Origin of the sequence: Lacisediminihabitans sp. (assembly GCF_036404185.1) — a bacterium.
GTDB lineage: Bacteria > Actinomycetota > Actinomycetes > Actinomycetales > Microbacteriaceae > Lacisediminihabitans.
Genome location: NZ_DASWPB010000222.1, coordinates 1 through 21,614, shown reverse-complemented (window position 1 = coordinate 21,614; position 21,614 = coordinate 1). Strand labels below are relative to the sequence as shown.

Below are 21,614 nucleotides of genomic sequence, written 5' to 3'. Positions count from 1 at the left end.
ATGAGAAATATGATATCTGTAATTATTATAAAGGCATCGAAACTTTACCCCTGTTTCACAAGTACTTTGCGGAACTGAGTAAATAAATTCTGATAATTCTATGATAAAGGGCGGTCATTAGGCTGCCCTTTTGTATTTTTGAGTTTTTCTTAAAAAGAGAAAAAAAAAGAAAAAAAAGAATATATATGTTAAATTTTTTGTCTTTAAGTCTACATTACAATTGTGATGCACCTAGACCATGAGGTCTGTATTTTCAGGATAGTGCTACTCCACAAATGGAAGGATTAGTTGAATTAGATGATAACATTATGTTTGATTTGGTTATAATTTTATTTAGTGTAAGTTGAATAAGCCTACTTAAGCCACTCGGCGAAATCGGCCTCGAGGGCCGGCTTCGGCTTGGCGCCGATGACGCTCTTGACGACCTCGCCGGCCTTGAACAGCTTCATGGCGGGAATGGAGGTGATCTGGTACTTGGCGGCGATGCCCATGTTGTCGTCGACGTTCACCTTGACCAGCTCGATCTTGTCGGAGTGCTCCGTCGCGATCTGATCGAGGATGGGGCTGACGGCGCGACACGGGCCGCACCATTCCGCCCAGAAGTCGACGAGGACAAGCTTCTCCGAGTCGAGCACGTCGGCCTGGAAGCTGGCGTCGGTCACGTCTTTTGCAGTGGACATTTCTGGTCTCTCTTTCGGTGGGGTCCGGCGCTAGGCGAGGACGGTTTGCGGCTCGGCGTCGGCGGTCGCCGTCGCGAGCAGGTCTTTGGGAAGGGACGCCAGGTATTCCTCGGTATCGAGGGCGGCGACCGTTCCCGATGCGGCGGCCGTGACCGCTTGGCGATAGGTCGGGTCCAGCACGTCTCCGGCGGCGAAGACGCCCGGGAGGTTGGTCCGCGAGCTGCGCCCCTCGACCGCGATCGTGCCATCCGGATTCATGGACAGCTGGCCGTGGACAAGGTGTGTGCGCGGGTCGGCACCGATGGCGACGAACAGCCCGCTCAGGTCGAGGGTCGTCTCCGACCCGTCGATCGTGTCGCGCAGGCCGACCCCGGTCACGGCGGCGTCGCCGTAGACATGCTCCACCGTCTTGTTGAAGAGGAACTCGATCTTCGGGTTGTCGAAGGCCCGCTGCTGCATGGCCTTGGAGGCGCGCAGGCTGTCACCGCGGTGGATCAGGTAGACCTTGTCGGCGAACTTGGTGAGGAAGGTCGCCTCCTCCATGGCGGAGTCGCCGCCGCCGACGACGGCGATCGTCTTCTGGCGGAAGAAGAAGCCGTCACAGGTGGCGCACCAGGAGATCCCGTGGCCGCTGAGACGCTCCTCATCGGCGAGGCCCAGCTTGCGGTACGCGGACCCGGTCGCGAAGATGACCGACAGTGCCTCGTGGGTCTGACCGTTGCCCAGGGTGACCTTCTTGACCTGGCCGGTCAGGTCAAGCGAGACGACGTCGTCGAGGACGATGTCCGTCCCGAACCGCCTGGCCTGAGCCTCGAAGGCCGCCATCAGATCGGGGCCCTGGATACCCTCGGGGAACCCGGGATAGTTCTCGACCTCTGTCGTCTTCATGAGCTCGCCGCCCGCCTCGACGGAACTGGCGATGAGCAGCGGCCTCAGGCTGGCGCGCGCGGCGTAGATGGCTGCCGTGTACCCGGCGGGACCCGAGCCGATGATGATGGTCTGGCGCAAAGAAGCATCTCCTTGAATGATGCTGGCTCGGTCTCCACCGTTCCAGCTGCCGGGTACAACACATCCTATTCGCACACTATTCCTCGGCAGGGGAAGGGGCGATGGCCTATCGCGGCCGGCGTCCTCTGCGGAACCTGGCGCCGATGACGGAGGTCACCGCGGCCAGTTCCGGGTTGCGGAACAGGCCGAGCAGCCCGAGGTAGACGCCGCTCATCACCAGGCCGGTGACGACGACCGTGACGATCGCGGCCGCGCGGCCGGACTGCCCGAAGCCATCTGCCGAGGCTCCCCCGAGCAGAATAAGCACCACGAGGCCGACGGCCCCGGCGACGAGCGACATCCCGAGGTACTGCAGGTAGCGCACCAGCACGACGATCCCGCCGAGGCCGCCGATCCGACGCCGCGTGAGGAAGACGGTGATGACCGCCTGGATCCCGAAGGTGACTGTGGTCACTCCGGCCAGACCGACGGCGATCCACTCCTTGGGGAGCGCGGAGCAGGCCAGGGCCCCGACGATGAACAGGGCGGACTGGATGCACTGGACGAGGAACGGGGTCCTGGTGTCGCTGAGCGAGTAGAACACCCGTTGGAGAACGAACAGCACGGTGTACAGGATCAGGCCGGGCATGAAGGACAGGATGACGTTGCCCATCGCGCTGACGTCGACGAACGCGGGGGTGAAGAACCGGGCGAAGGGATACGCCACGACCGAGAGCGCGACGGCGGCGAACACGATGAGCAGCCCGATGGACCGCAACGCCTCGGAGGCATCCGCCTGCACGCCGGCGAGATCGCCGGATCCGCCGTGGCCGCTCATCCGGGTGAAGTAGGCGGTGACGATCGAGACCGCGATGATCGAGAAGGGCAGCATGAAGATGAGCCACGAGTTCTGCAGCACCACGACGGAGGCGTCGTGTCCTGAGGCCTGCGAGGCCACGCGGCTCTGGAAGATCCCGGCGACCTGGGTGACCAGCACCATGCCGAACAGCCAGCCGGCCGCCCGCCCCGTCGCGCCGAGACCGACCCCCCGCCAGTGGAAGTCCGGCCGGTAGCGCAGCCCCGCCCGCCGCCAGAACAGGAAGAGCACAAGCGCCTGGGCGGCGACGGCGGCCGTGGTCGTCGCGCCGAGGAGCACGATCCTGCCCGTGTCCCAGTCGGAGACGAGCTGGTTGCCGTCCCTGGCCCCGAACAGGAGCATGAAGGCCACGAGCCCGGCGAGGCTCACCAGGTTGTTGAGAATCGGTGCCCAGGTGAAGGGGCCGAAGATGCGCCTGGCGTTCAACACCTCGCTCAGCAGGCTGTACAGCCCGTAGAAGAACACCTGCGGCAGACACCAGTAGGCGAACGCCGTGGAGAGCGCGAGGGCATCGGGGGTGAACCCGCGTCCCTGCGCCGCCGAGGAGGCGTAGAGGTTGACCAGGGCGGGGGCGGCGAGCGTCGCGGCGAGCGTCACGACCCCGAACAGCACCATCCCCAGGGTGACGATGCGGTTGACGAACTGCTGGCCGCCATCCCGGTTCGCGGTGGCCCGCACGATCTGCGGGACGAGCACGGCGCTCAGCACCCCGCCGGCGATCAGCGCATAGATGTTGTTGGGCAGCTGGTTTCCGACGGCGAAGGCGTCGCCGGCGGCGGCCGTGCCGATCGTCGCGGCGAGCACGATGGTCCGCACGAATCCGAGCACCCGGGAGACCACGGTTCCCGCGGCGAGGATCGCGCTCGCCCGCCCCATTCCCGCCGCCGACACCGCCTCGGTCGCCGGCTCGTCCTGGGCGGCCGGCGATCCGGCCGGGTCGCTCACGGAGTCGGGCTCTCTGCGTCGTCCGGCGTGGCAGCCGCGGCCGCCCGCCGCTTGCGGCGCTTTGCAATGTTGCGCCAGATGCCGAGGCCGAACACCAGGATGACGATGACCGCGACGGTCCCGGTGAAGGCGGACTCCCACTGCGCCTGCACCTCGACGTTGAGCCGGGTCTCCTGTCCGATGGGCACGTTCGTGGGGCTGGCCAGGCTCGTCCGCACGGCGACCTTGCCGTTGGCCAGCGACTTCACGGGGATGTATCCCTTGGCCTGGGAGTCGGCCTCGACCGTGAGGTTCACGCTGTTCGTCACCACGTTGAGGATTCCATTCGGCGAGCGGGCGGTCACGACGACGCTGATCGGCCAGGCGAGATCGTTGTTCACGGTCACGGGCAGATTGATCCTGTCCGCGGGAACGAACAGGGAGCCGCCGGCGGCGATGGTGACGGAACCGAGGATCTTGGTGGACTTGGTCAGGTACTTCTGGACGGCGGCGCCCCAGGCGTCGTCGACCGACCAGGAGTTGGAGAGCAGCGCGAGCAGGCTCTGCCTGCGCTCGGCGGTGAGGACGGTCGGGTCGGCGAGGATCGAGGAGAAACCGCCGACGCTCGCTTCGGAGTCGAGGAGCCCCTTGACCTGAGCCACTCGCGCGGCCGGCTCGGGCTTCGCGGTCACGGTCGCCCCGACCTGGCTCGTCTGGGTGGTGAGATCGGTCAGCGCGGCCGGGGCGGCCCAGCCGAGGCCGAAGACCGCCTGGAGGGTCCTGGAGAGCGAGAACTGGGCGCCGGGCGAGGTCCGGTCGAGGGTCGCGAGCAGGATCCGGGAGTCGGTCGGGCGCTCCCTGCCCACCACGGCGAGCGTCGCAGACAGTCCGGCCATCGCGCTCTTCCATTCGATGTCCGTCGAGGCCTCCGTGGCGGTGCGCACGAGCGAGGACAGCGCGGCGTCGGAGACGAGAACGCTCTGGTCACCGACCTTGGCGGCGGCCGTGGGCGTGTAGCCGAGATCGCCGAAGGACAGATTGCTTGAGGAGAGGATGGTGGTCGTGTACCCGTTCGAGGCGAAGCCGGTGAGATCGGCGGGGACGACCGTGTCGTCGGCCGGCCAGGCGACCGTGGGGATCGTGTAGTCGAACTTCATGAGGGCAGCGGCATCCGGAACCGTCTGCTGGGGAGGCCCGGTCGGCGTGGGCGTCGGCGTCGGTGTGCTGTCATCGGACGTCGGTGTCGGCGCGACCGTCGCGTCCGGGAACAGTTTGGGGTCGATCACGAAGCTCGGGTCGAGGGTACGCATGGCGCCGGCCTGGCTCGCGCCGGCGAGGTCCGAGTCCGCGTAGCTGAGCGCGAAGGTATCGTTGGTCGCCGCTCCGAGCTGCTCGAGCCAGCTCTTGGCAGAGGCGGGGACCGTGTCGCCGAGGATCCTGATGGAGGCGATGATCCGCGGATCGACGGCGATCGCGGCATCCGTGTCGATCGCCTCGCTGAGCTCGCGGCTGAGCAGCCCGCCCGTGGACGTGTAGTTCGCGAGCTGGTCGGCGGGGATGAGCCCGTCGGTGCCGGCGGGGATGGTCAGCGGCGTAGCGACGGCGAGTCGGGTCTTCGGCACATCCCCTCCCGGGTTCCACACCACGCTGGTGTGCGTCACCTCGAGCTCGGAATCGCCGGAGGCGATCCGGACGGCGACGGTCCTGGCGCCCCACGCGGAGCCGAGGTTGAGGGCGCTCGCGGGAACGGTCAGCTGGGTGTTGTAGGTCCGGCCGGCGGGGATCTCGGGGATATCGACCTGCAGCACCTGCGTGCCGAGCCGATCGCCGGGGTCGGCCTCCGCGCTCAGCCAGGCGGCGAGGTCCGTCCTGGAGGAGACGGCCGTCCGGTTCAGGTAGACCGTGGCGATCCCGGCGGGCATCCCGCTTGCCGTCGCATTCGAGATGACCCCGTCCAGCGTCAGGTCCTGGCCGGGGGTCAGCACACCGAGGTTCTCCGGGGCGAAGGTCGCCGTGACCTTGGAGGCATCGGATGCGTCGGCCGCCCGAGCCTGAGCGGGCAGCACGAGGACCCCCGTGGCCATGGCCAGCGTGATCAGGAATGTGAAGAGTCTCATAGGCAATGGATTGGCCGCTGATTCCGCTCGGCTGTCCTGAAGAGATTCTAGGGTCTCGGTGCTTGGCCCCGGCTGAGGCCGGCGGCCAGGGCGCCAGTAGGCTTGCTGCCATGGAAAGCGTCGCCTCGGCCGTTCAGCGACTGTCGGACCTGGCAGGGTCACCGCACATCTCGCGCCTGGCGGAGGCCTTCACCGCGGCGGGGTTCGAGCTCGCGCTGGTCGGCGGCTCGGTGCGCGATGCCTTCCTGGACCGCGAGCTCAGCGATCTCGACTTCACGACGAACGCTTCGCCGGACCGGACGCTGGCCATCCTGAAACCGATCTCGGAGGCCCACTGGGACATCGGGCGGGCCTTCGGCACGATCGGTGCGCGCATCGACGGGCATACCGTCGAGATCACCACTTACCGATCGGATGCCTACGACGGCGAGACTCGCAAGCCGATCGTGGAGTTCGGCGACTCCCTCGAGGGCGATCTCGTCCGCCGCGACTTCACCGTCAATGCGATGGCGCTTCGGCTGCCGGAGCGCATCCTCGTCGATCCATCCGGTGGCCTCGAGGACCTGGTCGCCGGCCGGCTGACGACCCCCGGTTCGCCGGAGGACTCGTTCGGGGACGATCCTCTCCGGATGATGCGGGCGGCCAGGTTCGTCTCCCAGCTCGGCTTCACCGTCGCCGAGCCGACCGAGCGGGCGATGCGAGCGCTCGCCGACCGTATCTCGATCGTCTCGCTCGAACGCGTTCGCGACGAGCTCGGCAAGCTGCTCACGAGCGGGGCACCGGGTCCTGGTCTCCGGCTGCTCGTCGACACCGGGCTCGCGGCTCAGGTCCTGCCAGAGCTGCCGGCGCTCCGCCTCGAGATCGACGAGCATCACCACCATAAGGACGTCTACGAGCACAGCCTCACCGTGCTCGACCAGGCGATCGACCTGGAGTCCTCCCGGCACCCTGGCGAGCGCCCCGACCTCATCCTCCGGCTGGCCGCGCTGTTGCACGACATCGGCAAGCCCGCCACGAAGCGGACCGAGCCCGGCGGAGTGGTCACCTTCCACCATCACGACGTCGCGGGGGCGAAGCTCGCCAAGAGGCGGTTGCGGGAGCTGCGGTACGACAACGACACCGTCGCCGCGGTGTCGAGGCTGATCGAACTGCACCTGAGGTTCTTCGGATACACGGACGGGGCCTGGACCGATTCCGCCGTCCGGCGATACGTGCGCGACGCCGGGCCGCTGCTCGAGCGCCTGCACATCCTCACCAGGGCCGACGTGACGACCAGGAACCGGCGCAAGGCCGACCATCTCGCCTTCGCCTACGACGATCTGGAAGCCCGCATCGCCGCCCTCGGCGAGGAGGAGGAGCTCGCCGCCATCCGGCCGGACCTCGACGGAGAGCAGATCATGGCCATCCTGGGCATCCGTCCCGGTCGTGAGGTCGGGGAGGCCTACCGCTTCCTGCTCGAGCTGCGCCTGGAGCAGGGGCCGCTGGGGACGGATGCCGCGACAGAGCGCCTGCGCGCCTGGTGGGCATCCCGCCCCTCCTGAGCCCCGCCTCGGCCCCCGCCCGCCTGCTGCCCGCTGCCTGCGGCCCCCTTCCGACGTCGCGGTGTTTCGTCGACAGCGCGCCTGTCATATGCGGCCGCGCCGTCGACGAAACACCGCGACGTTCCTCTTTGTATGCGGGGCGGGGTCAGGCGTGATCGCGGATGAAGTGCTCGAGCAGCTCGCGGGCGACCGGGTCCGGATACTGTTTCGCCGGGCTCTTCATCAGGTAGGCGGATGCCGCCTCGAGCGGTCCGCCGATCCCGGCGTCGAGCGCGATCTTGGCTGCCCGGATGGCGTCGATGACCACCCCGGCGGAGTTGGGTGAGTCCCAGACCTCGAGCTTGTACTCGAGCGAGGTCGGGGCGTTTCCGAAGCCGTGGCCCTCCAACCGCACGAAGGCGAGCTTGCGGTCGTCGAGCCACGGGATGTGGTCGCTCGGCCCGATGTGCACGTTGTGGGGGTCGATCGTCGCGTCGATGTTGCTCGTGACCGACTGGGTCTTGGAGATCTTCTTCGATTCGAGTCGCTTGCGTTCGAGCATGTTCTTGAAGTCCATGTTGCCGCCCACGTTGAGCTGATAGGTGCGGTCGAGCACCAGACCGCGTTCCTCGAAGAGGCGGGCGAGCACCCGGTGGGTGATGGTCGCCCCCAGCTGGCTCTTGACGTCGTCCCCGACGATCGGGATGCCGGCGTCGGTGAACTTCGCCGCCCAGACCGGGTCGCTGGCGATGAAGACCGGGAGCGCATTGACGAGGGCCACGCCGGCGTCGAGGGCCGCCTGGGCGTAGTGGCGTGCCGCGTTCTCCGAGCCGACGGGCAGGTAGCAGACCAGCACCTCTGCACCGGATGCGCGAAGGGCGGCGGCGACGTCGACGACCGGCGCATCCGACTCCTGGATGGTCTCGCGATAGTACTCGCCGAGCCCGTCGAGGGTCGGGCCGCGCTGGACAGTGACCCCGGTGTGCTCGACCGTCGCGAAGCGGAGGGTGTTGTTCTCGCTCGCCCAGATCGCCTCCGACAGATCGAGGCCGACCTTTGCCGCGTCGACGTCGAACGCCGCCACGAAGGAGATGTCACCGACGGCGTACTTGCCGAAACGGGTGTGCATGAGCCCGGGGACGATGTCGTCCCCGTCGGCTTCGCGATAGAAGGTGACGCCCTGGATGAGCGAATTTGCGCAGTTTCCGACGCCGGCGATGGCAACCCTGAGGGTCATGGGTGTGGAGCTCCTTGATAGATGCGGTGAGAACTGACTACACTAGGCAGGTTGTCGTAGGCCTTCGGGCCGGACAACGATGCCAAAACCCTCCTGCCACAGATCGTCTGTGGCCGTTCTAGTCCAGAGGAGGTGGGTTAGTTATGCATCAGTACGAACTAATGGTAATTCTCGATCCAGAGATCGATGAGCGAACCGTTGCCCCCAGTCTCGATAAGTTCCTCAACGTCATTCGCAATGACGGCGGAACCATCGACAAGGTCGACATCTGGGGCCGTCGCCGGCTTGCTTACGAGATCAACAAGAAGGCCGAGGGTATCTACGCGGTCGTCGCGTTGACCGCCAACCCCGACGCCACCGTCGAGCTCGACCGCCAGCTGAAGCTCAGCGAGGCCGTCATGCGCACCAAGGTGCTGCGCGCCGAAGAGGCGATCGCCCAGGTCGCGGAGGCCGCGAAGCTCTCCGCGGAAAAGGCGGCCCGCAAGGCCGCGGCTCCGGCGAAGGCCGGCACCGCCTCCAAGGCGGCGGACATCGCGGCCGCTCCCGTCACCGCAACCCCCTCCGCCCCCGCGGCGGCAGTCGCGAGCGCCGAGTAGCCATGGCCGGCGAAACCGTAATCACCGTGGTGGGCAACCTCACGAGCGATCCGGAGCTGCGGTACACGCAGAACGGGTTGGCGGTTGCCAACTTCACCATCGCATCCACGCCGCGCAGCTTCGATAGGGCGAGCAACGACTGGAAGGATGGCGAGGCGCTGTTCCTGCGCGCGAGCGTCTGGCGCGAGTTCGCCGAGCACGTCGCCGGATCCCTCACCAAGGGTTCGCGGGTCGTCGCCACCGGTCGGCTCAAGCAGCGCTCGTACGAGACCAAAGAGGGTGAGAAGCGCACCAGCATCGAGCTCGAGGTCGACGAGATCGGCCCGAGCCTGCGGTACGCGACCGCCCAGGTGACCCGTACCTCCTCCTCCCGCGAGGGCGGGGCAGGCGGCGGACGCGGTCAAGTGGCGGACGAGCCGTGGGCTGCCTCGGCTCCATCAAGCCCTGCCGCCTCTGGCGACGTGTGGAACACGCCGGGCAGCTACAACGACGAGACGCCCTTCTAACCGGTCTCGCCCCACTTCTTCATCTCCTTACCGAAAGCAGGAAAACCATGGCTGGAAAGAGCAGCGGCGATCGCCGTAAGCCTCTCCGCACGATCAAGGGCGGCAAGAACGCCGCCCCGGCGAAGTCCATTCGCGTCGGCGTCATCGACTACAAGGACGTCGCCACTCTTCGCAAGTTCATCTCCGAGCGGGGAAAAATTCGCGCTCGCCGCATCACCGGTGTCTCCGTGCAGGAGCAGCGCCTCATCGCCCGTGCCGTCAAGAACGCACGCGAGATGGCACTGCTTCCCTACGCCGGCTCAGGCCGTTAGGAGCCCGACATGTCCAAGTTGATTCTCACGCACGAGGTCACCGGCCTCGGTGCCCCAGGAGACGTCGTCGACGTCAAGAACGGCTACGGCCGCAACTATCTCATTCCGCAGGGCTTCGCCGTCGCGTGGACCCGCGGTGGTGAGAAGCAGGTCGACTCGATCAAGGCGGCCCGCGTCGCCCGCGAGCACGCCACCATCGAGGAGGCGCAGGACCTCAAGGCCAAGCTCGAGGCCACCGTCGTGAAGCTGACGGTCAAGGCCGGAGCCGGCGGCCGGCTCTTCGGGTCGGTCAAGACGACCGACATCGCGGATGCCGTCGCGGCCTCTGGCCTCGGAACCGTCGACAAGCGCAAGATCGAGATCTCCTCGCCCATCAAGGCGACCGGTCAGCACGAGGCGACCGTTCGCCTGCGCGATGACCTGGTCGCGACCATCACCGTTCAGGTGGTCGCGGCGAAGTAACGTTCGCTCCCGAAGGGGGTAGCAGCCGGCTTCAGCCGGCCGCTACCCCCTTTTTTAGTGACATTTGCCGGGGTGTTTTCCACGGCGTTGTACACAGCACAGTGCCCGCGGTACGAAGTCTCAACCGCAACTGTAAACATGTTTCTACACACAGGGAGAACTCGGATAAATCCCTGGTCAGAAGCCACAAAGTCGATGAGATTGATAAGTTGCTAACAGTTGAGTGCACAGCTTGCTCACACGAAGCCCGGCGTTTCGCCCGATTCCCCCACATGTTTATCCACAGGCCGAGTTGGTGGGGTGCCCCGCTGATTCCTATGGTTGACCTTGGCCTTTCGAGGATGCGGGTCGCTGGCATCGGCGCGGGGTGGAATGTCGGATGCCGGGGATATAACCGATCCTGACCGTGGCGTCATGCCGAAGAGCGCCGTCGGGCACGAGGATGAAGGTCTAGCGCGAAGCTGGAGGGAGCTGAGACATGTCGATCGCCCATCTGGGACTCGCAACGGAGCAGAGGGCCTCCGAGGGGCGGCAGTCGGATCGCACTCCCCCGCACGACCTCCTCGCGGAGCAGAGCGCGATCGGTGGGATGCTTCTCAGCAAGGACGCCGTCGCCGACGTTGTGGAGTCCGTGCGTGCCGTCGACTTCTACATCCCGAAACACGAGATCATCTTCGACGCGATCCTGTCGCTGTATTCGCACGGTGAGCCGACCGACGTCATCGCCGTCACCGACGAGCTGACCAAGACCGGCGAGATCACCAGGGCGGGCGGCGCGGAGTACCTGCACACGCTCACCGGCCTGGTTCCGACGGCCGCGAACGCGGGCTTCTACGCGACCATCGTTGCCGAGAAGGCGGTGCTGCGTCGTCTGGTCGAGGCCGGAACCCGCATCGTGCAGATGGGTTATGCGAGCGAGGGCGAGGTCGTCGATCTCGTCAACAACGCCCAGGCGGAGATCTACGGCGTCACCGGCGGCGTGGAGGCCGAAGACTTCGTCCCCCTCACCGTCGCCGTCACGACGGCGATCGACGAGATCGAGGCCGCGAAGGGCCGTGACGGTTCCCTGACCGGTGTTCCGACCGGCTTCGCCGAGCTCGACGAGCTGACAAACGGCCTGCACCCCGGCCAGTTGATCATCGTGGCCGCCCGCCCAGCACTCGGCAAGTCGACCCTGGCCTTGGACTTCGCGCGCGCGGCATCCATCAAGCACGACATGCCGTCTATCATCTTCTCCCTCGAGATGGGCCGCTCGGAGATCGCGATGCGCCTGCTCTCCGCCGAGGCCTCCGTCCCCCTGCAGAACATGCGTAAGGGCACCGTCGACACCAGGGACTGGACGACCATCGCGAGCACCCGCGGTCGCATCAACGATGCCCCCCTGTACATCGACGACAGCCCGAACATGACCCTGGTCGAGATCAGGGCGAAGTGCCGCAGGCTTAAGCAGAAGGTCGGCCTGAAGATGGTCATCATCGACTATCTGCAGCTGATGACCTCCGGCAAGCGGGTCGAGTCGCGCCAGCAGGAGGTGAGCGAGTTCTCCAGAGCCCTCAAGCTGCTTGCCAAGGAGCTCCAGGTCCCCGTGATCGCGCTGTCCCAGCTCAACCGCGGTCCGGAGCAGCGCTCGGACAAGATGCCCGCGCTGTCCGATCTGCGAGAGAGCGGTTCGCTCGAGCAGGACGCGGACATGGTCATCCTGCTGCACCGCGAGAGCGCCTACGAGAAAGACAACCCGCGCGCCGGGGAGGCTGACTTCATTGTGGCGAAACACCGCAACGGCCCCACCCGGACCATCACCGTCGCCTTCCAGGGCCATTTCTCCCGGTTCCAGGACATGGCGGCGATCTGATCGCGGCCCGTTCGCCGTCCGTGGCCGACCGGGACGGCAGCGTAAACTGGCCTGCGTTGCCGAGCGAGAAAGAGGTCCCGTGGCCGCCACACAGGACGATTCCGGCCCCGCGGATTCGGGGATGACCAACTCAGCACAGCGAGCCGCCTACTGGCCGGTGCCGATCGTCAGGGCGATTCCCGCCGCCGGGCTCGCGCTGCTGATCACGTTCTCCGCCGATCACTCCGCCCGATTCGGACTGTTGGCGTTCGGCGGCTTCGGAGTCCTCAGCGGACTTGCGATCGCCGGGATGGCGTGGCTGCGCCTGCGTGGTTCCCGGGTGCGCTCCTTCATGATCGCCCAGGGGCTGATCACCCTGGTGGCCGGGGTGCTCGCGCTCTGTCTCAACGGCGGCGGCGTCCGTGTCCTGTTCCTGCTCGTGACCGCGTTCGCGGCGATCACCGGATTCCTCGAGCTGTACAGCGGGCTGCGCGCTCGGCACCGCTTCGTCGCATCCGTGGACTGGCTCACGGTCGGTGGTCTCACTGTTGTCGCCGCCGTCGTCTTTCTTCTCATCCCCCCGGGCTACAGTCAGAGCTACACCGGTCCCGACCATGTCACCCGGGTGCTGGATGCGGCGGTCACCGTCGTCGGCCTGCTCGGCGTCTATGGCGCGATCTCGGCCGTCTACCTGGTGATCGCCGGGCTGTCGGCGAAGTGGGGAACCCAATCAGCACGTGTCGTCGCTCCGGCGACGTCGGCAGAGAGCGAGACGAGATCGTGACCACCCCGACCCAGCCGAGACCGAGCCGTCACGATCGGCTGCGGCCGCTGGAGTTCGTCGTCATGGCCGCGATCGTCGCCGTCTTCGTCGGCCTCGTCGTGCTGCTGACCACCCGAGAGCCCATCCTCGCCCTCGTCTTCTTCGGTGTGGCCTTCATCGTCTCGCTCGTGGTGCTCGCGATGCTCTCGCTCGCCGTCAAGCCAACGGAGGCCGAGAAGACCGATCTCGACGAGCAGAACCACGAGGGGCAGAACGGCCGCTGAGGCCTCTCAGCGGGCGGCGTAGTCCACGAGAGCGCTCGCGAGCCCGGCGTATCCGGCAGGCGTGAGCGCGAGGAGCCTCGCCTTCGCCTCGTCCCGGATGTCGAGGCCCTGCACGAAGGCCGCCAGTTCCGCCTGTCCCACCCGTCGTCCGCGGGTCAACTCCTTGAGCATGGCGTACGGATCGGCGATCGAGCTGCCGCCCGCGGTCACCTCCGCCCGGATCACGGTCTGGATGGCCTCGCCGAGAACCTCCCAGTTGGAGTCCAGGTCCTCGTCGAGTCGTTGGCGGTTGACGGCGATCTCGTCGAGGCCACGCAGGATGTTGTCGAGGGCGAGCATCGAGTGCCCCAGCGCGACGCCGACGTTGCGCTGCGTGGTCGAGTCGGTGAGATCGCGCTGGAGGCGGGAGGTGACGAGGGTTGCCGCGAGCGAATCGAGCAGTGCGCAGGAGAGCTCGAGGTTCGCCTCGGCGTTCTCGAAGCGGATCGGGTTGATCTTGTGCGGCATCGTCGAGGAGCCGGTCGTCCCCGCCTGGGGGATTTGGGTGAAATAGCCCATCGAGATGTAGGTCCAGATGTCGGTGCACAGGTTGTGCAGCACCCGGTTCGCGTGGGCGATCCGCTGGTAGAGCTCCGCCTGCCAGTCGTGCGGTTCGATCTGGGTGGTGAGCGGATTCCAGTCCAGCCCGAGCGAGGTGACGAACTCCCGGGAGATGGCCGGCCAGTCCTGCGACGGATCGGCGGCGACGTGCGCGGCGAAGGTCCCCGTCGCCCCGCTGAACTTGCCGAGGTACTCTGTCCCCTCGATCTGGCCGACGATCCGCCGCAGCCGGGCGACGAAGACGGCGAACTCCTTGCCCACCGTGGTCGGCGTCGCCGGCTGTCCGTGGGTGTGGGCGAGCATGGCATCCGCCCTGTGGTCGACCGCGCGCCGGTACAGGGCGTCGACCACTCGCTCGAGCTTCGGCAGCCACACCTCGCGCACGGCGGCGCCGATGGTGATGGCGTATGACAGGTTGTTGATGTCCTCGCTCGTCGCGGCGAAATGAGTCAGCTCCGCGACATCCGTCAATCCGAGGTCCGCCAGCCGGCGGCGGACGAAGTACTCGACGGCCTTGACGTCGTGGCGGGTCGTCGCCTCGAGGGCCGCGAGCTCGTCGATGTCGTCCTGCCCGAAGTCGGCGACGATGCGCCTCAGCGCCCTCGCCTGCTCCGGTGACAGCCGGCTCGAGCCGAACAGCTCATGATCGGTCAGATACAGCAGCCACTCGATCTCCACCAGCAGCCTGGCGCGGTTGAGTCCCGCCTCGGACAGGTGCTCGCCGATCCCGGCGACGGTGGCGCGATAGCGGCCGTCGAGCGGGCTGAGTGGTTGTTCTGGCAGTGGGCTCACGAGACTCCCCGTCGGATTCCTGGCTCAATTTGGCGGAAGAGCGCCGCGCTGGCTTGTTCGATCATCCCGAGGACGCTGTCGAACATCGCGGCGTCGGAATAATACGGGTCTGGGACGTCCACCTGGGCCGCCTGCCTGCTGTCGAAGCTCAGCAGCAGCTGCACCTTGCCGCGGTCCTGCTCCGTGCTCGCCCAGCCGCGCAGGATCCGCTCCTGGGTGCGGTCGAAGACGACGACGAGGTCGAGGTTGGCGAACCAGTCGGGATCGAACTGCTTGGCACGATGCCTGGATCCGTCGTACCCGTGGGCGGACAGGGCGGCGATGGTGCGGGCATCGGAGTGCTCGCCGACGTGCCAGTCCCCCGTGCCCGCGGACATGACCGTCACGGCGCCCTCGTAGCCGGCGCTCGTGACCTGGTGGCGGAAGACGGTCTCGGCCATCGGCGAGCGGCAGATGTTGCCCGTGCAGACGAAGCAGAGCCTGAACAACGCCGACTCGTCGAGGGTGCGGTCGAAGCTCATGGCTCCATTGTCCCGCAGATCACCGCCGCGGCCACATCCTTCCCCTCCCACACAGGCAAGCCCCTTCGCCGCGGATCCCCGGATGTCGACATCGAACCCTCCTCCCTCGGTGAGGGACGGCAGGGTGGAGGCGAGAGGAGGCGGCATGGACGACACAGGGTTCCCCCGGGGTCTCGGCGCCTGGCCGGGGCAGCTCGACGAGGTGGTCAGGAGGGTGTACCTCCTGGAGGCGCTGGTCGAACGGCTCGAGACGCTCGTCGGATCGAGCCGACGCACGCTGGAGGTGGCGACCTGGGCGGGAGAAGGTCACCGACGGTATCAGGCGGCCGTCGGCGTGCTGAGCGCCGAATTGGCGGCGGCGGAGACGGCGCTCCGCGGCGCCCTGGACAGGGAGAGGGCCATCCTCGGGACGCTGCCCTCCGGTGTCCGATGAGCCGATCACGGTCGGCGGCCCCCTCATCGTCGACACCGACCAGCTTCGCGTCCTCGCCACCGAGCTCGGGAGTCTCGAGCTCGACCTGCGCGGCATCCTCGCCACCACAGCCGCCCTCGACCGAACCGTCCCGCTCCGGTCGTCGTGGGCCGCTCCCTGGCGGCATGGCCCGTCGACCGACGACGCCTGGTCGCCGGCCCCGGGGGAACGCGACCTCGCCGACGCCGTCCGCCTCCTCACGGCGGCGCTACGGCGGGCGGAGCGGCTGCGGGAGAGCGTGGAGCTCTCCGCGGAGGGCTACGCGCTCACGGAGCACACCGCCGAACGGCTCGCCCAGGAGCTCTCGGCCCGCTTCGGCTGGGCGTTCGGCCTCGTCCTCCCCCTCGTCGCCGTGCATCTTCTGCCCGTCGTCCTCGGCCTGGGCGGCGCGCTCGCCGCCGTCATCGGCTTGCTGCCGGATCGGCAGCGGAGGGCGCTGTTCGCCGCGCTTCCCGGCTGGGCCCGCAAGCACAGCACCGCCCTGACCGACCCGCGCACCGTGGCCTTCGTCCGGATGCTCGTGATGAGCGTCGACGACGTGGGCGCCGGTCTGCTCCGGCTGCCCCCCGACCTCGCCCGCGCCCTCGGCGACGAGGGCCTCGGCCTGGCGGGACTCGACACCTCCGCGGCCGCCGTGGCGGTGCTCATCGGCGCCGGCGCGTCACTCAAGGGCGACGAGGTGAGCCTCGCCGCGGCAGAGCCGCAGGCCGTCCGGGCGCCGAGTGGCTACGAGGACCGCGCCGCACGCATCCCGGACGGTGCGGCCCAGGTCAGGATCGACCGTTATCGCGACGAGGGACGGCCGGACCGGTTCGAGGTCTACATCGGCGGAACCCACGACTTCTCCCTCACCGCGGGTGACGATCCCTGGGACATGACCAGCAACATCGATGCGCTCGCCGGGGCACCATCCGCGTCCCTTCGCGCCGTCGAGGAGGCCATGGACGCGGCCGGGATCGAGCCGTCGAGCCCGGTCATGTTCGACGGCTATTCGCAGGGCGGCCTGCTCGCGGCCCAGCTGGCCGCCTCCGGCGACTACAACGTCGCCGGCCTCTACACCCTCGGGGCCCCAGCCGCGCAGGTGGAGGTCCCGCACGACATCCCCTGGGTCGCCCTGGAGCACACGGACGACCTCGTCCCCGCACTCGGCGGCACCTGGACCACCTCCGAGCCGATCCTCGTCAGGCGGGAGCTCTATGTGGGGGTGCCGGTGCCGACGGAGGTCGCCTTCCCCGCGCACCAGCTGGATGCGTATCGGCAGACCGCGCGGCTGGCCGACGGTTCTGACGATCCCCGGCTGACGGAGGCGCTCGGCCGGTTCACCACCCTCTGCGGGCCGGCGACCGCCGTCGAGTCGACCAGATATCTGGCCAGGCGGCTACCGGACGGCGGTTAGCTCAGCGCCTCCCGCCGATGAGGGGCCGGATGAGGATGCCGATGAGCCAGCTGAGCACGGCGAGCACGATTGCGCCGAGCACACCCCACCAGAACCCGTCGATGACGAGCCCGAAACCGAGGAGGGAGGTGATCCAGCTCACCAGGAGCAGCAGCAGGGCGTTCACCAGCAGCGCGATGAGGCCGAGCGTGAGGATGTAGAGGGGGAAGGCGACGACACGGATGATGCTGCCGAGCACGCCGTTGACGATGCCGAAGACGAGCGCCACGAGCAGATAGGTGAGCACCCAGGCGAGGGTGTCGCCCGGCGCGAAGGGGACGACGTGGACCCCGGCGACAAGAAGCGTCGTCAGCCACAGGGCGATCGCGTTGATCAGGAGGCGCACCAGGAATCTCATGCCACAACTATCCCGTGCGCGGGCCGCCGGCGCAATCGGTCCGATCGCGCCGCACGTTTAGGCTGGAGCGGTGACCATTCCCGTGAAGCTCCGCCCGGAGATCGTGGCGCTCGCCGCCTATCGCCAGGGCAAGCCGGCATCCGACGACGCCTTCAAGCTCTCCTCGAACGAGAACCCCTTCGAGCCCATCCCCGAGGTGATCGAGGCGATCGTCGGCGCATCCGGGGTGAACCGCTATCCCAACGCAACCGGTCTCGAGCTGCGGGGGGCGATCGCGGAGCGATTCGGCGTGAGTGCGGGACAGGTGCATCTCGGTGCCGGCTCCGTGGCCATCATCGCCCAGCTCATCCAGGCCGCTGCGGGCGCGGGAGACGAGGTGCTCTACGCCTGGCGGTCCTTCGAGGCGTATCCGGGGCTGGTCTCCGTCGCCGGCGCGTCGAGCGTGCAGGTCCCGGTCACCGCGGACGGCCGGCACGATCTGTTCGCCATGACCGCCGCGATCACCGACCGCACCCGCGTCGTCATCGTCTGCACCCCGAACAATCCGAGTAGCACCATCGTCACGGCGGAGGAGTTCACGCGGTTCATGGGGCGCGTCCCGGCCGATGTCCTCGTGCTGCTCGACGAGGCGTACGCGGAGTTCGTGACCGACCCGAGTGCGGTCGACGGCAGGGCGCTGACCGGCCGTTACCCCAATCTGGTCGTTCTGCGGACCTTCTCGAAGGCGTACGGTCTGGCCGGACTCCGCATCGGCTATGCCGTCGGACCCGAATACATCCTGGACGCCGCGCGCAGCACCGCGATCCCGTTGTCGGTGACCGAGCCATCCCAGCGGGCCGCCCTCGTCTCGCTCCTCCACGAGGACGTGCTGCTGGAGCGGGTGGCGAGAATAGCGGTGCTTCGCGACCGGGTCTGGTCCGCACTGGTCGACCAGGGCTGGTCCGTCCCTGTGCCGCAGGGGAACTTCGTCTGGCTGCCGACGGGCGAGCGCACGGTGGAGGCGACGGAGGTCTTCGAAAGGCACGGCCTCGTGGTCCGACCGTTCGCCCCCGAGGGCATCCGCATCTCGATCGGCGAATCGGAGTCTGTCGATAAACTCCTAAAGGCGGCCCAGGAGGTTGTCGGCAACCTAACAAGTTCGGCCGGTGCACCCGCGTTAGATTAGAGACCTTGGTGCCGCTCCCGGCGCTGGATTCCGAACGCCGGGCCGATGGGGTCAGCGCAGAAACAGGATGCGAGGTCACCGTGGCGGACAACGCGCGGCCAGAGCCGGCGGCGGTGCAGTTCCTCTCCGCGGATGGATCGTTCCGATCCGATGAGACGAACGACGAGTACCTTCCCTTTATTGAAGCGCTCGGCGACGACGAGCTGCGACAGTTCCACCGCGACATGGTCGTGACCCGCCGCTTCGATCTCGAGGCGACCAACCTGCAGCGACAGGGCCAGCTCGCGCTCTGGCCACCGAGCCACGGCCAGGAGGCGGCGCAGGTTGGATCCGCACGCGCCGCGCGGGTGCAGGACCATCTCTTCCCCTCCTACCGCGAGCACGCGGTCGGCTTGATCCGCGGTCTGGACATCCTGGGCATCGTCGCGCTCATGCGCGGAGTCTCGAACGGCGGCTGGAATCCGGCGGAGAACAACAACTTCCACCTCTATACCCTCGTGCTCGGCTCGCAGGCGCTCCACGCCACCGGCTATGCGATGGGCCTCACCCTCGACGGGGTCACCGGGACGGGCGATCCGGAGACCGACCAGGCGGTCGTCGTCTACTTCGGCGACGGGGCGACCAGCCAGGGCGACGTGAGCGAGGCGCTCGTCTTCGCCGCCAGCTTCCAGACCCCCCAGGTCTTCTTCCTGCAGAACAACCAATGGGCCATCTCGGTGCCGGTCGGGGTGCAGTCGAGGATCCCCCTCTACCGGCGATCGGGCGGATTCGGCGTCCCCGGCATCCAGGTCGACGGCAACGACGTTCTGGCGAGCTACGCCGTGACGCGCAAGAACCTCGAGGAGGCCCGCGCGGGCGGCGGACCGCGGATGATCGAGGCGCTCACCTATCGCGTCGGGGCGCACACGACCAGCGACGACCCGAGCAAGTACCGCGACACCCGCGAGCTGGACACCTGGGTCGGCAGAGACCCGATCCGGCGGTTCGAGGCGTTCCTGCGCTCGCGGGGAGAGGGCGACGCGTTCTTCGCCGAGGTGGCGACGGAGGCCGAGGACTCCTCCGCCGACCTGCGCCGCCGCACCCTCGAGCTGGGAGCCCCGACGACGGACGTGATCTTCGACCACGTCTACTCCGAGCCGCATCCGCTCATGGACGTGCAGAAGCGCTGGCTCACCGACTACGAGGCGTCATTCGGAGCGAACGCGTGAACGCCGAGATGACGGAGCTCGCACTCGGGCGCGCCCTGAACGCCGGCCTGCGCAAGGCACTCGAGGACGACGACAGGGTGCTGCTGATGGGCGAGGACATCGGCCCGCTCGGCGGCGTCTTCCGCGTGACGGAGGGGCTGCAGGCCGACTTCGGCACGAACCGGGTGTTCGACACGCCGCTCGGCGAGTCCGGCATCGTCGGCACGGCGATCGGCCTGGCCATGCGCGGTTACCGCCCGGTGTGCGAGATCCAGTTCGACGGCTTCATCTTCCCGGCCTTCGATCAGATCACCACTCAGCTCGCCAAGCTCACCAACCGGCACGAGGGCCAGATCACGATGCCCGTCGTCATCCGGGTGCCGTACGGCGGCCACATCGGCGCCGTCGAGCACCACCAGGAGAGCCCGGAGGCGTACTTCGCTCACACCCCCGGCCTGCGCGTGGTCAGCCCGAGCACGCCGAACGACGCCTACTGGATGATCCAGGAGGCCTGCCGCTCGAACGACCCGGTGATGTTCTTCGAGCCGAAGAGCCGGTACTGGAACAAGGGCCCCGTCGACCTCGCCGCGAGCGCGACCCCCCTGCACGCCAGCCGGGTCGTCAGGACCGGCACGGAGGTCACCCTCGTCGGGCACGGCGCGATGGTGCACGTGCTCCTGCAGGCGGCGGAGCTCGCCGCCGCGGAGGGCACAAGCGTCGAGGTCATCGACCTCAGGTCGCTCTCCCCCATCGACTACCAGCCGATCGTCGCCTCCGTGCAGAAGACCGGAAGGCTCGTCGTCGCCTCGGAGGCGCCGGGATTTGTGAGCGTCTCCTCGGAGATCGCCGCCACGGTCACCGAGAAGGCCTTTTACTCGCTCGAGGCGCCCGTGCTCCGCGTGACCGCCTTCGACACCCCGTTTCCCCCCGCGAAGCTCGAGACCGTCTACCTTCCCGATGCCGATCGCATCCTCGAGGCCGTCGACCGAACCTTGGCCTACTAGGAGTTCAGGAACCAGTCATGAGCAGCTCAGAATTCACTCTGCCGGATGTCGGCGAGGGCCTCACCGAGGCGGAGATCGTGGTCTGGAGGGTGAAGGTCGGCGACACCGTCGCGATCAACCAGGTGTTGGTGGAGATCGAGACGGCCAAGTCGCTCGTGGAGCTGCCCTCGCCGTTCGAGGGTGTGGTCACCGCGATCCTCGTCGAGGAGGGCACGACGGTCGAGGTCGGGACGCCCATCATCTCGGTCTCCTCCGGAGACGCGGATGCGGATCCCGACCCGGTACAGGAGGTTGAGACGGTCATCGACACCGCGGCGAGCATCTCACCGGAGCCGGCCGAACCGGTGCAGGACGCCGTGCTCGTCGGTTACGGCATCAAGGGACACGTCTCCTCGAGGCGTTCGGCTGCTACGTCCGCCGTCCCTGCCCCCGCGCAGCCGGCGAGCAGACCCGCATCCGTGCCCGCGGCATCCGCCCTGGCCATCATCGCCAAGCCCCCCATTCGCAAGCTCGCCAAGGACCTCGCCGTTGACCTCGCCGCGGTGGACCCGACCGGCCTCGCCGGTGAGATCACCAGGGACGACGTCATCCGTCACGCCTCGCAGGCGAGCCTGTTCCGCAACATCGAGACGCCGGAGTGGGGGGACGACCGCGACGAGCGCATCCCGGTCAAGGGCGTGCGCAAGGCGATCGCGACGGCCATGGTGTCGAGCGCGTTCACCGCGCCGCACGTCAGCCTGTTCGTCGACGTGGATGCGACGCGGACGATGGAATTCGTCAGGAGGCTCAAGAACTCCGCCGACTTCGCCGGGGTGAAGGTCTCCCCGCTGCTCATCATGGCGAAGGCGATGATCTGGGCCGTGCGCCGCAACCCCACGGTGAACGCCCAGTGGACGGACTCGGAGATCATCGTCAAGCACTACGTGAACCTCGGCATCGCCGCGGCCACCCCGCGCGGCCTCATCGTGCCGAACATCAAGGAGGC

General features: G+C 67.5%; 22 protein-coding genes and 1 pseudogene. 15 read left to right on the top strand and 8 right to left on the bottom strand.

The features are described from left to right. Nucleotides 1–245 precede the first annotated feature (245 nt). Entirely contained in the window at nt 246–347 is a 102-nt protein-coding gene (locus tag VGC18_RS16210) for a cytochrome c oxidase subunit II transmembrane domain-containing protein (RefSeq protein WP_414672902.1), read from the top strand. A gap of 6 nt (nt 348–353) precedes the next feature. On the opposite strand, the gene trxA is transcribed toward VGC18_RS16210, so the two are convergent. The 4 genes from trxA to VGC18_RS15620 form a co-directional block, all read right to left on the bottom strand. Next, complete coding sequence (trxA, locus tag VGC18_RS15635) at nt 354–680, bottom strand: thioredoxin (protein WP_331099088.1); 327 nt, start codon at nt 678–680, stop codon at nt 354–356. 30 nt (nt 681–710) lie between these two features. Next, nucleotides 711–1,688, bottom strand: a complete 978-nt coding sequence (gene trxB / locus VGC18_RS15630; RefSeq protein WP_331099086.1) for a thioredoxin-disulfide reductase — start codon at nt 1,686–1,688, stop codon at nt 711–713. 106 nt (nt 1,689–1,794) lie between these two features. Then, nucleotides 1,795–3,489 carry a murein biosynthesis integral membrane protein MurJ gene (murJ, locus tag VGC18_RS15625; RefSeq protein ID WP_331099084.1) on the bottom strand — a complete coding sequence of 565 codons (1,695 nt, stop codon included), beginning with the start codon at nt 3,487–3,489 and terminating at the stop codon, nt 1,795–1,797. Continuing rightward, the gene (locus VGC18_RS15620; protein WP_331099082.1) at nt 3,486–5,585 is read right to left on the bottom strand and encodes a DUF6049 family protein; all 2,100 of its coding nucleotides are present in this window, start codon (nt 5,583–5,585) and stop codon (nt 3,486–3,488) included. The genes murJ and VGC18_RS15620 overlap by 4 nt, the downstream gene beginning before the upstream one ends. A 110-nt stretch (nt 5,586–5,695) precedes the next feature. On the opposite strand from VGC18_RS15620, the gene VGC18_RS15615 reads away from it, so the two are divergent. Further along, nucleotides 5,696–7,126, top strand: a complete 1,431-nt coding sequence (locus VGC18_RS15615) for a CCA tRNA nucleotidyltransferase (RefSeq protein ID WP_331099080.1) — start codon at nt 5,696–5,698, stop codon at nt 7,124–7,126. A 145-nt stretch (nt 7,127–7,271) separates the two neighbouring features. Here the strand turns inward: VGC18_RS15615 and VGC18_RS15610 are convergent, their stop codons facing one another. Then, on the bottom strand, nt 7,272–8,342 hold the full coding sequence (locus tag VGC18_RS15610; protein WP_331099078.1) for an inositol-3-phosphate synthase: 1,071 nt from the start codon (nt 8,340–8,342) through the stop codon (nt 7,272–7,274). A gap of 143 nt (nt 8,343–8,485) precedes the next feature. Here VGC18_RS15610 and rpsF point away from each other — a divergent pair. The 7 genes and pseudogenes from rpsF to VGC18_RS15575 form a co-directional block, all read left to right on the top strand. Then, nucleotides 8,486–8,848: pseudogene (gene rpsF, locus VGC18_RS15605) on the top strand (30S ribosomal protein S6); the annotation flags it as partial. 92 nt (nt 8,849–8,940) lie between these two features. Further along, a complete protein-coding gene (locus VGC18_RS15600; protein ID WP_331099076.1) occupies nt 8,941–9,444 on the top strand; it encodes a single-stranded DNA-binding protein in 504 nt (167 codons plus the stop codon). 47 nt (nt 9,445–9,491) lie between these two features. Then, complete coding sequence (gene rpsR / locus VGC18_RS15595; protein WP_147784281.1) at nt 9,492–9,755, top strand: 30S ribosomal protein S18; 264 nt, start codon at nt 9,492–9,494, stop codon at nt 9,753–9,755. A gap of 9 nt (nt 9,756–9,764) precedes the next feature. Beyond that, on the top strand, nt 9,765–10,217 hold the full coding sequence (gene rplI / locus VGC18_RS15590; RefSeq protein ID WP_331099071.1) for a 50S ribosomal protein L9: 453 nt from the start codon (nt 9,765–9,767) through the stop codon (nt 10,215–10,217). Nucleotides 10,218–10,695: 478 nt separating this feature from the next. Then, nucleotides 10,696–12,069 (top strand): replicative DNA helicase, encoded by a 1,374-nt coding sequence (gene dnaB, locus VGC18_RS15585; protein ID WP_331099069.1) that lies wholly within the window; start codon nt 10,696–10,698, stop codon nt 12,067–12,069. A gap of 121 nt (nt 12,070–12,190) precedes the next feature. Next, nucleotides 12,191–12,832 carry a hypothetical protein gene (locus tag VGC18_RS15580; RefSeq protein WP_331099067.1) on the top strand — a complete coding sequence of 214 codons (642 nt, stop codon included), beginning with the start codon at nt 12,191–12,193 and terminating at the stop codon, nt 12,830–12,832. Then, on the top strand, nt 12,829–13,095 hold the full coding sequence (locus tag VGC18_RS15575) for a hypothetical protein (RefSeq protein WP_331099065.1): 267 nt from the start codon (nt 12,829–12,831) through the stop codon (nt 13,093–13,095). The genes VGC18_RS15580 and VGC18_RS15575 overlap by 4 nt, the downstream gene beginning before the upstream one ends. Nucleotides 13,096–13,101: 6 nt before the next feature. On the opposite strand, the gene purB is transcribed toward VGC18_RS15575, so the two are convergent. Both purB and VGC18_RS15565 read right to left on the bottom strand, forming a co-directional pair. Further along, nucleotides 13,102–14,487 (bottom strand): adenylosuccinate lyase, encoded by a 1,386-nt coding sequence (purB, locus tag VGC18_RS15570; protein WP_331099064.1) that lies wholly within the window; start codon nt 14,485–14,487, stop codon nt 13,102–13,104. Continuing rightward, the gene (locus tag VGC18_RS15565; protein WP_331099062.1) at nt 14,484–15,008 is read right to left on the bottom strand and encodes a low molecular weight protein-tyrosine-phosphatase; all 525 of its coding nucleotides are present in this window, start codon (nt 15,006–15,008) and stop codon (nt 14,484–14,486) included. Before VGC18_RS15565 ends, purB begins: the two co-directional genes overlap by 4 nt. A gap of 145 nt (nt 15,009–15,153) precedes the next feature. Between VGC18_RS15565 and VGC18_RS15560 the strand changes: the two genes are divergently transcribed. Beyond that, nucleotides 15,154–15,441, top strand: coding sequence for a hypothetical protein (locus VGC18_RS15560; protein WP_331099060.1), 288 nt, complete (start codon nt 15,154–15,156; stop codon nt 15,439–15,441). After that, a complete protein-coding gene (locus VGC18_RS15555; RefSeq protein ID WP_331099058.1) occupies nt 15,431–16,876 on the top strand; it encodes a hypothetical protein in 1,446 nt (481 codons plus the stop codon). Before VGC18_RS15560 ends, VGC18_RS15555 begins: the two co-directional genes overlap by 11 nt. A gap of 1 nt (nt 16,877) precedes the next feature. Here VGC18_RS15555 and VGC18_RS15550 read toward each other — a convergent pair whose 3' ends face one another. Further along, nucleotides 16,878–17,273, bottom strand: a complete 396-nt coding sequence (locus VGC18_RS15550) for a phage holin family protein (protein ID WP_331099056.1) — start codon at nt 17,271–17,273, stop codon at nt 16,878–16,880. 70 nt (nt 17,274–17,343) lie between these two features. Between VGC18_RS15550 and VGC18_RS15545 the strand changes: the two genes are divergently transcribed. The 4 genes from VGC18_RS15545 to VGC18_RS15530 form a co-directional block, all read left to right on the top strand. Beyond that, on the top strand, nt 17,344–18,438 hold the full coding sequence (locus VGC18_RS15545; RefSeq protein ID WP_331099054.1) for a histidinol-phosphate transaminase: 1,095 nt from the start codon (nt 17,344–17,346) through the stop codon (nt 18,436–18,438). Between the two features lie 80 nt (nt 18,439–18,518). After that, on the top strand, nt 18,519–19,646 hold the full coding sequence (locus tag VGC18_RS15540) for a thiamine pyrophosphate-dependent dehydrogenase E1 component subunit alpha (RefSeq protein ID WP_414672901.1): 1,128 nt from the start codon (nt 18,519–18,521) through the stop codon (nt 19,644–19,646). An 8-nt stretch (nt 19,647–19,654) separates the two neighbouring features. Next, on the top strand, nt 19,655–20,629 hold the full coding sequence (locus VGC18_RS15535; protein WP_331099090.1) for an alpha-ketoacid dehydrogenase subunit beta: 975 nt from the start codon (nt 19,655–19,657) through the stop codon (nt 20,627–20,629). A gap of 17 nt (nt 20,630–20,646) precedes the next feature. Then, on the top strand, nt 20,647–21,614 hold a 968-nt coding region (locus VGC18_RS15530; RefSeq protein ID WP_331099052.1), incomplete at its 3' end, for a dihydrolipoamide acetyltransferase family protein.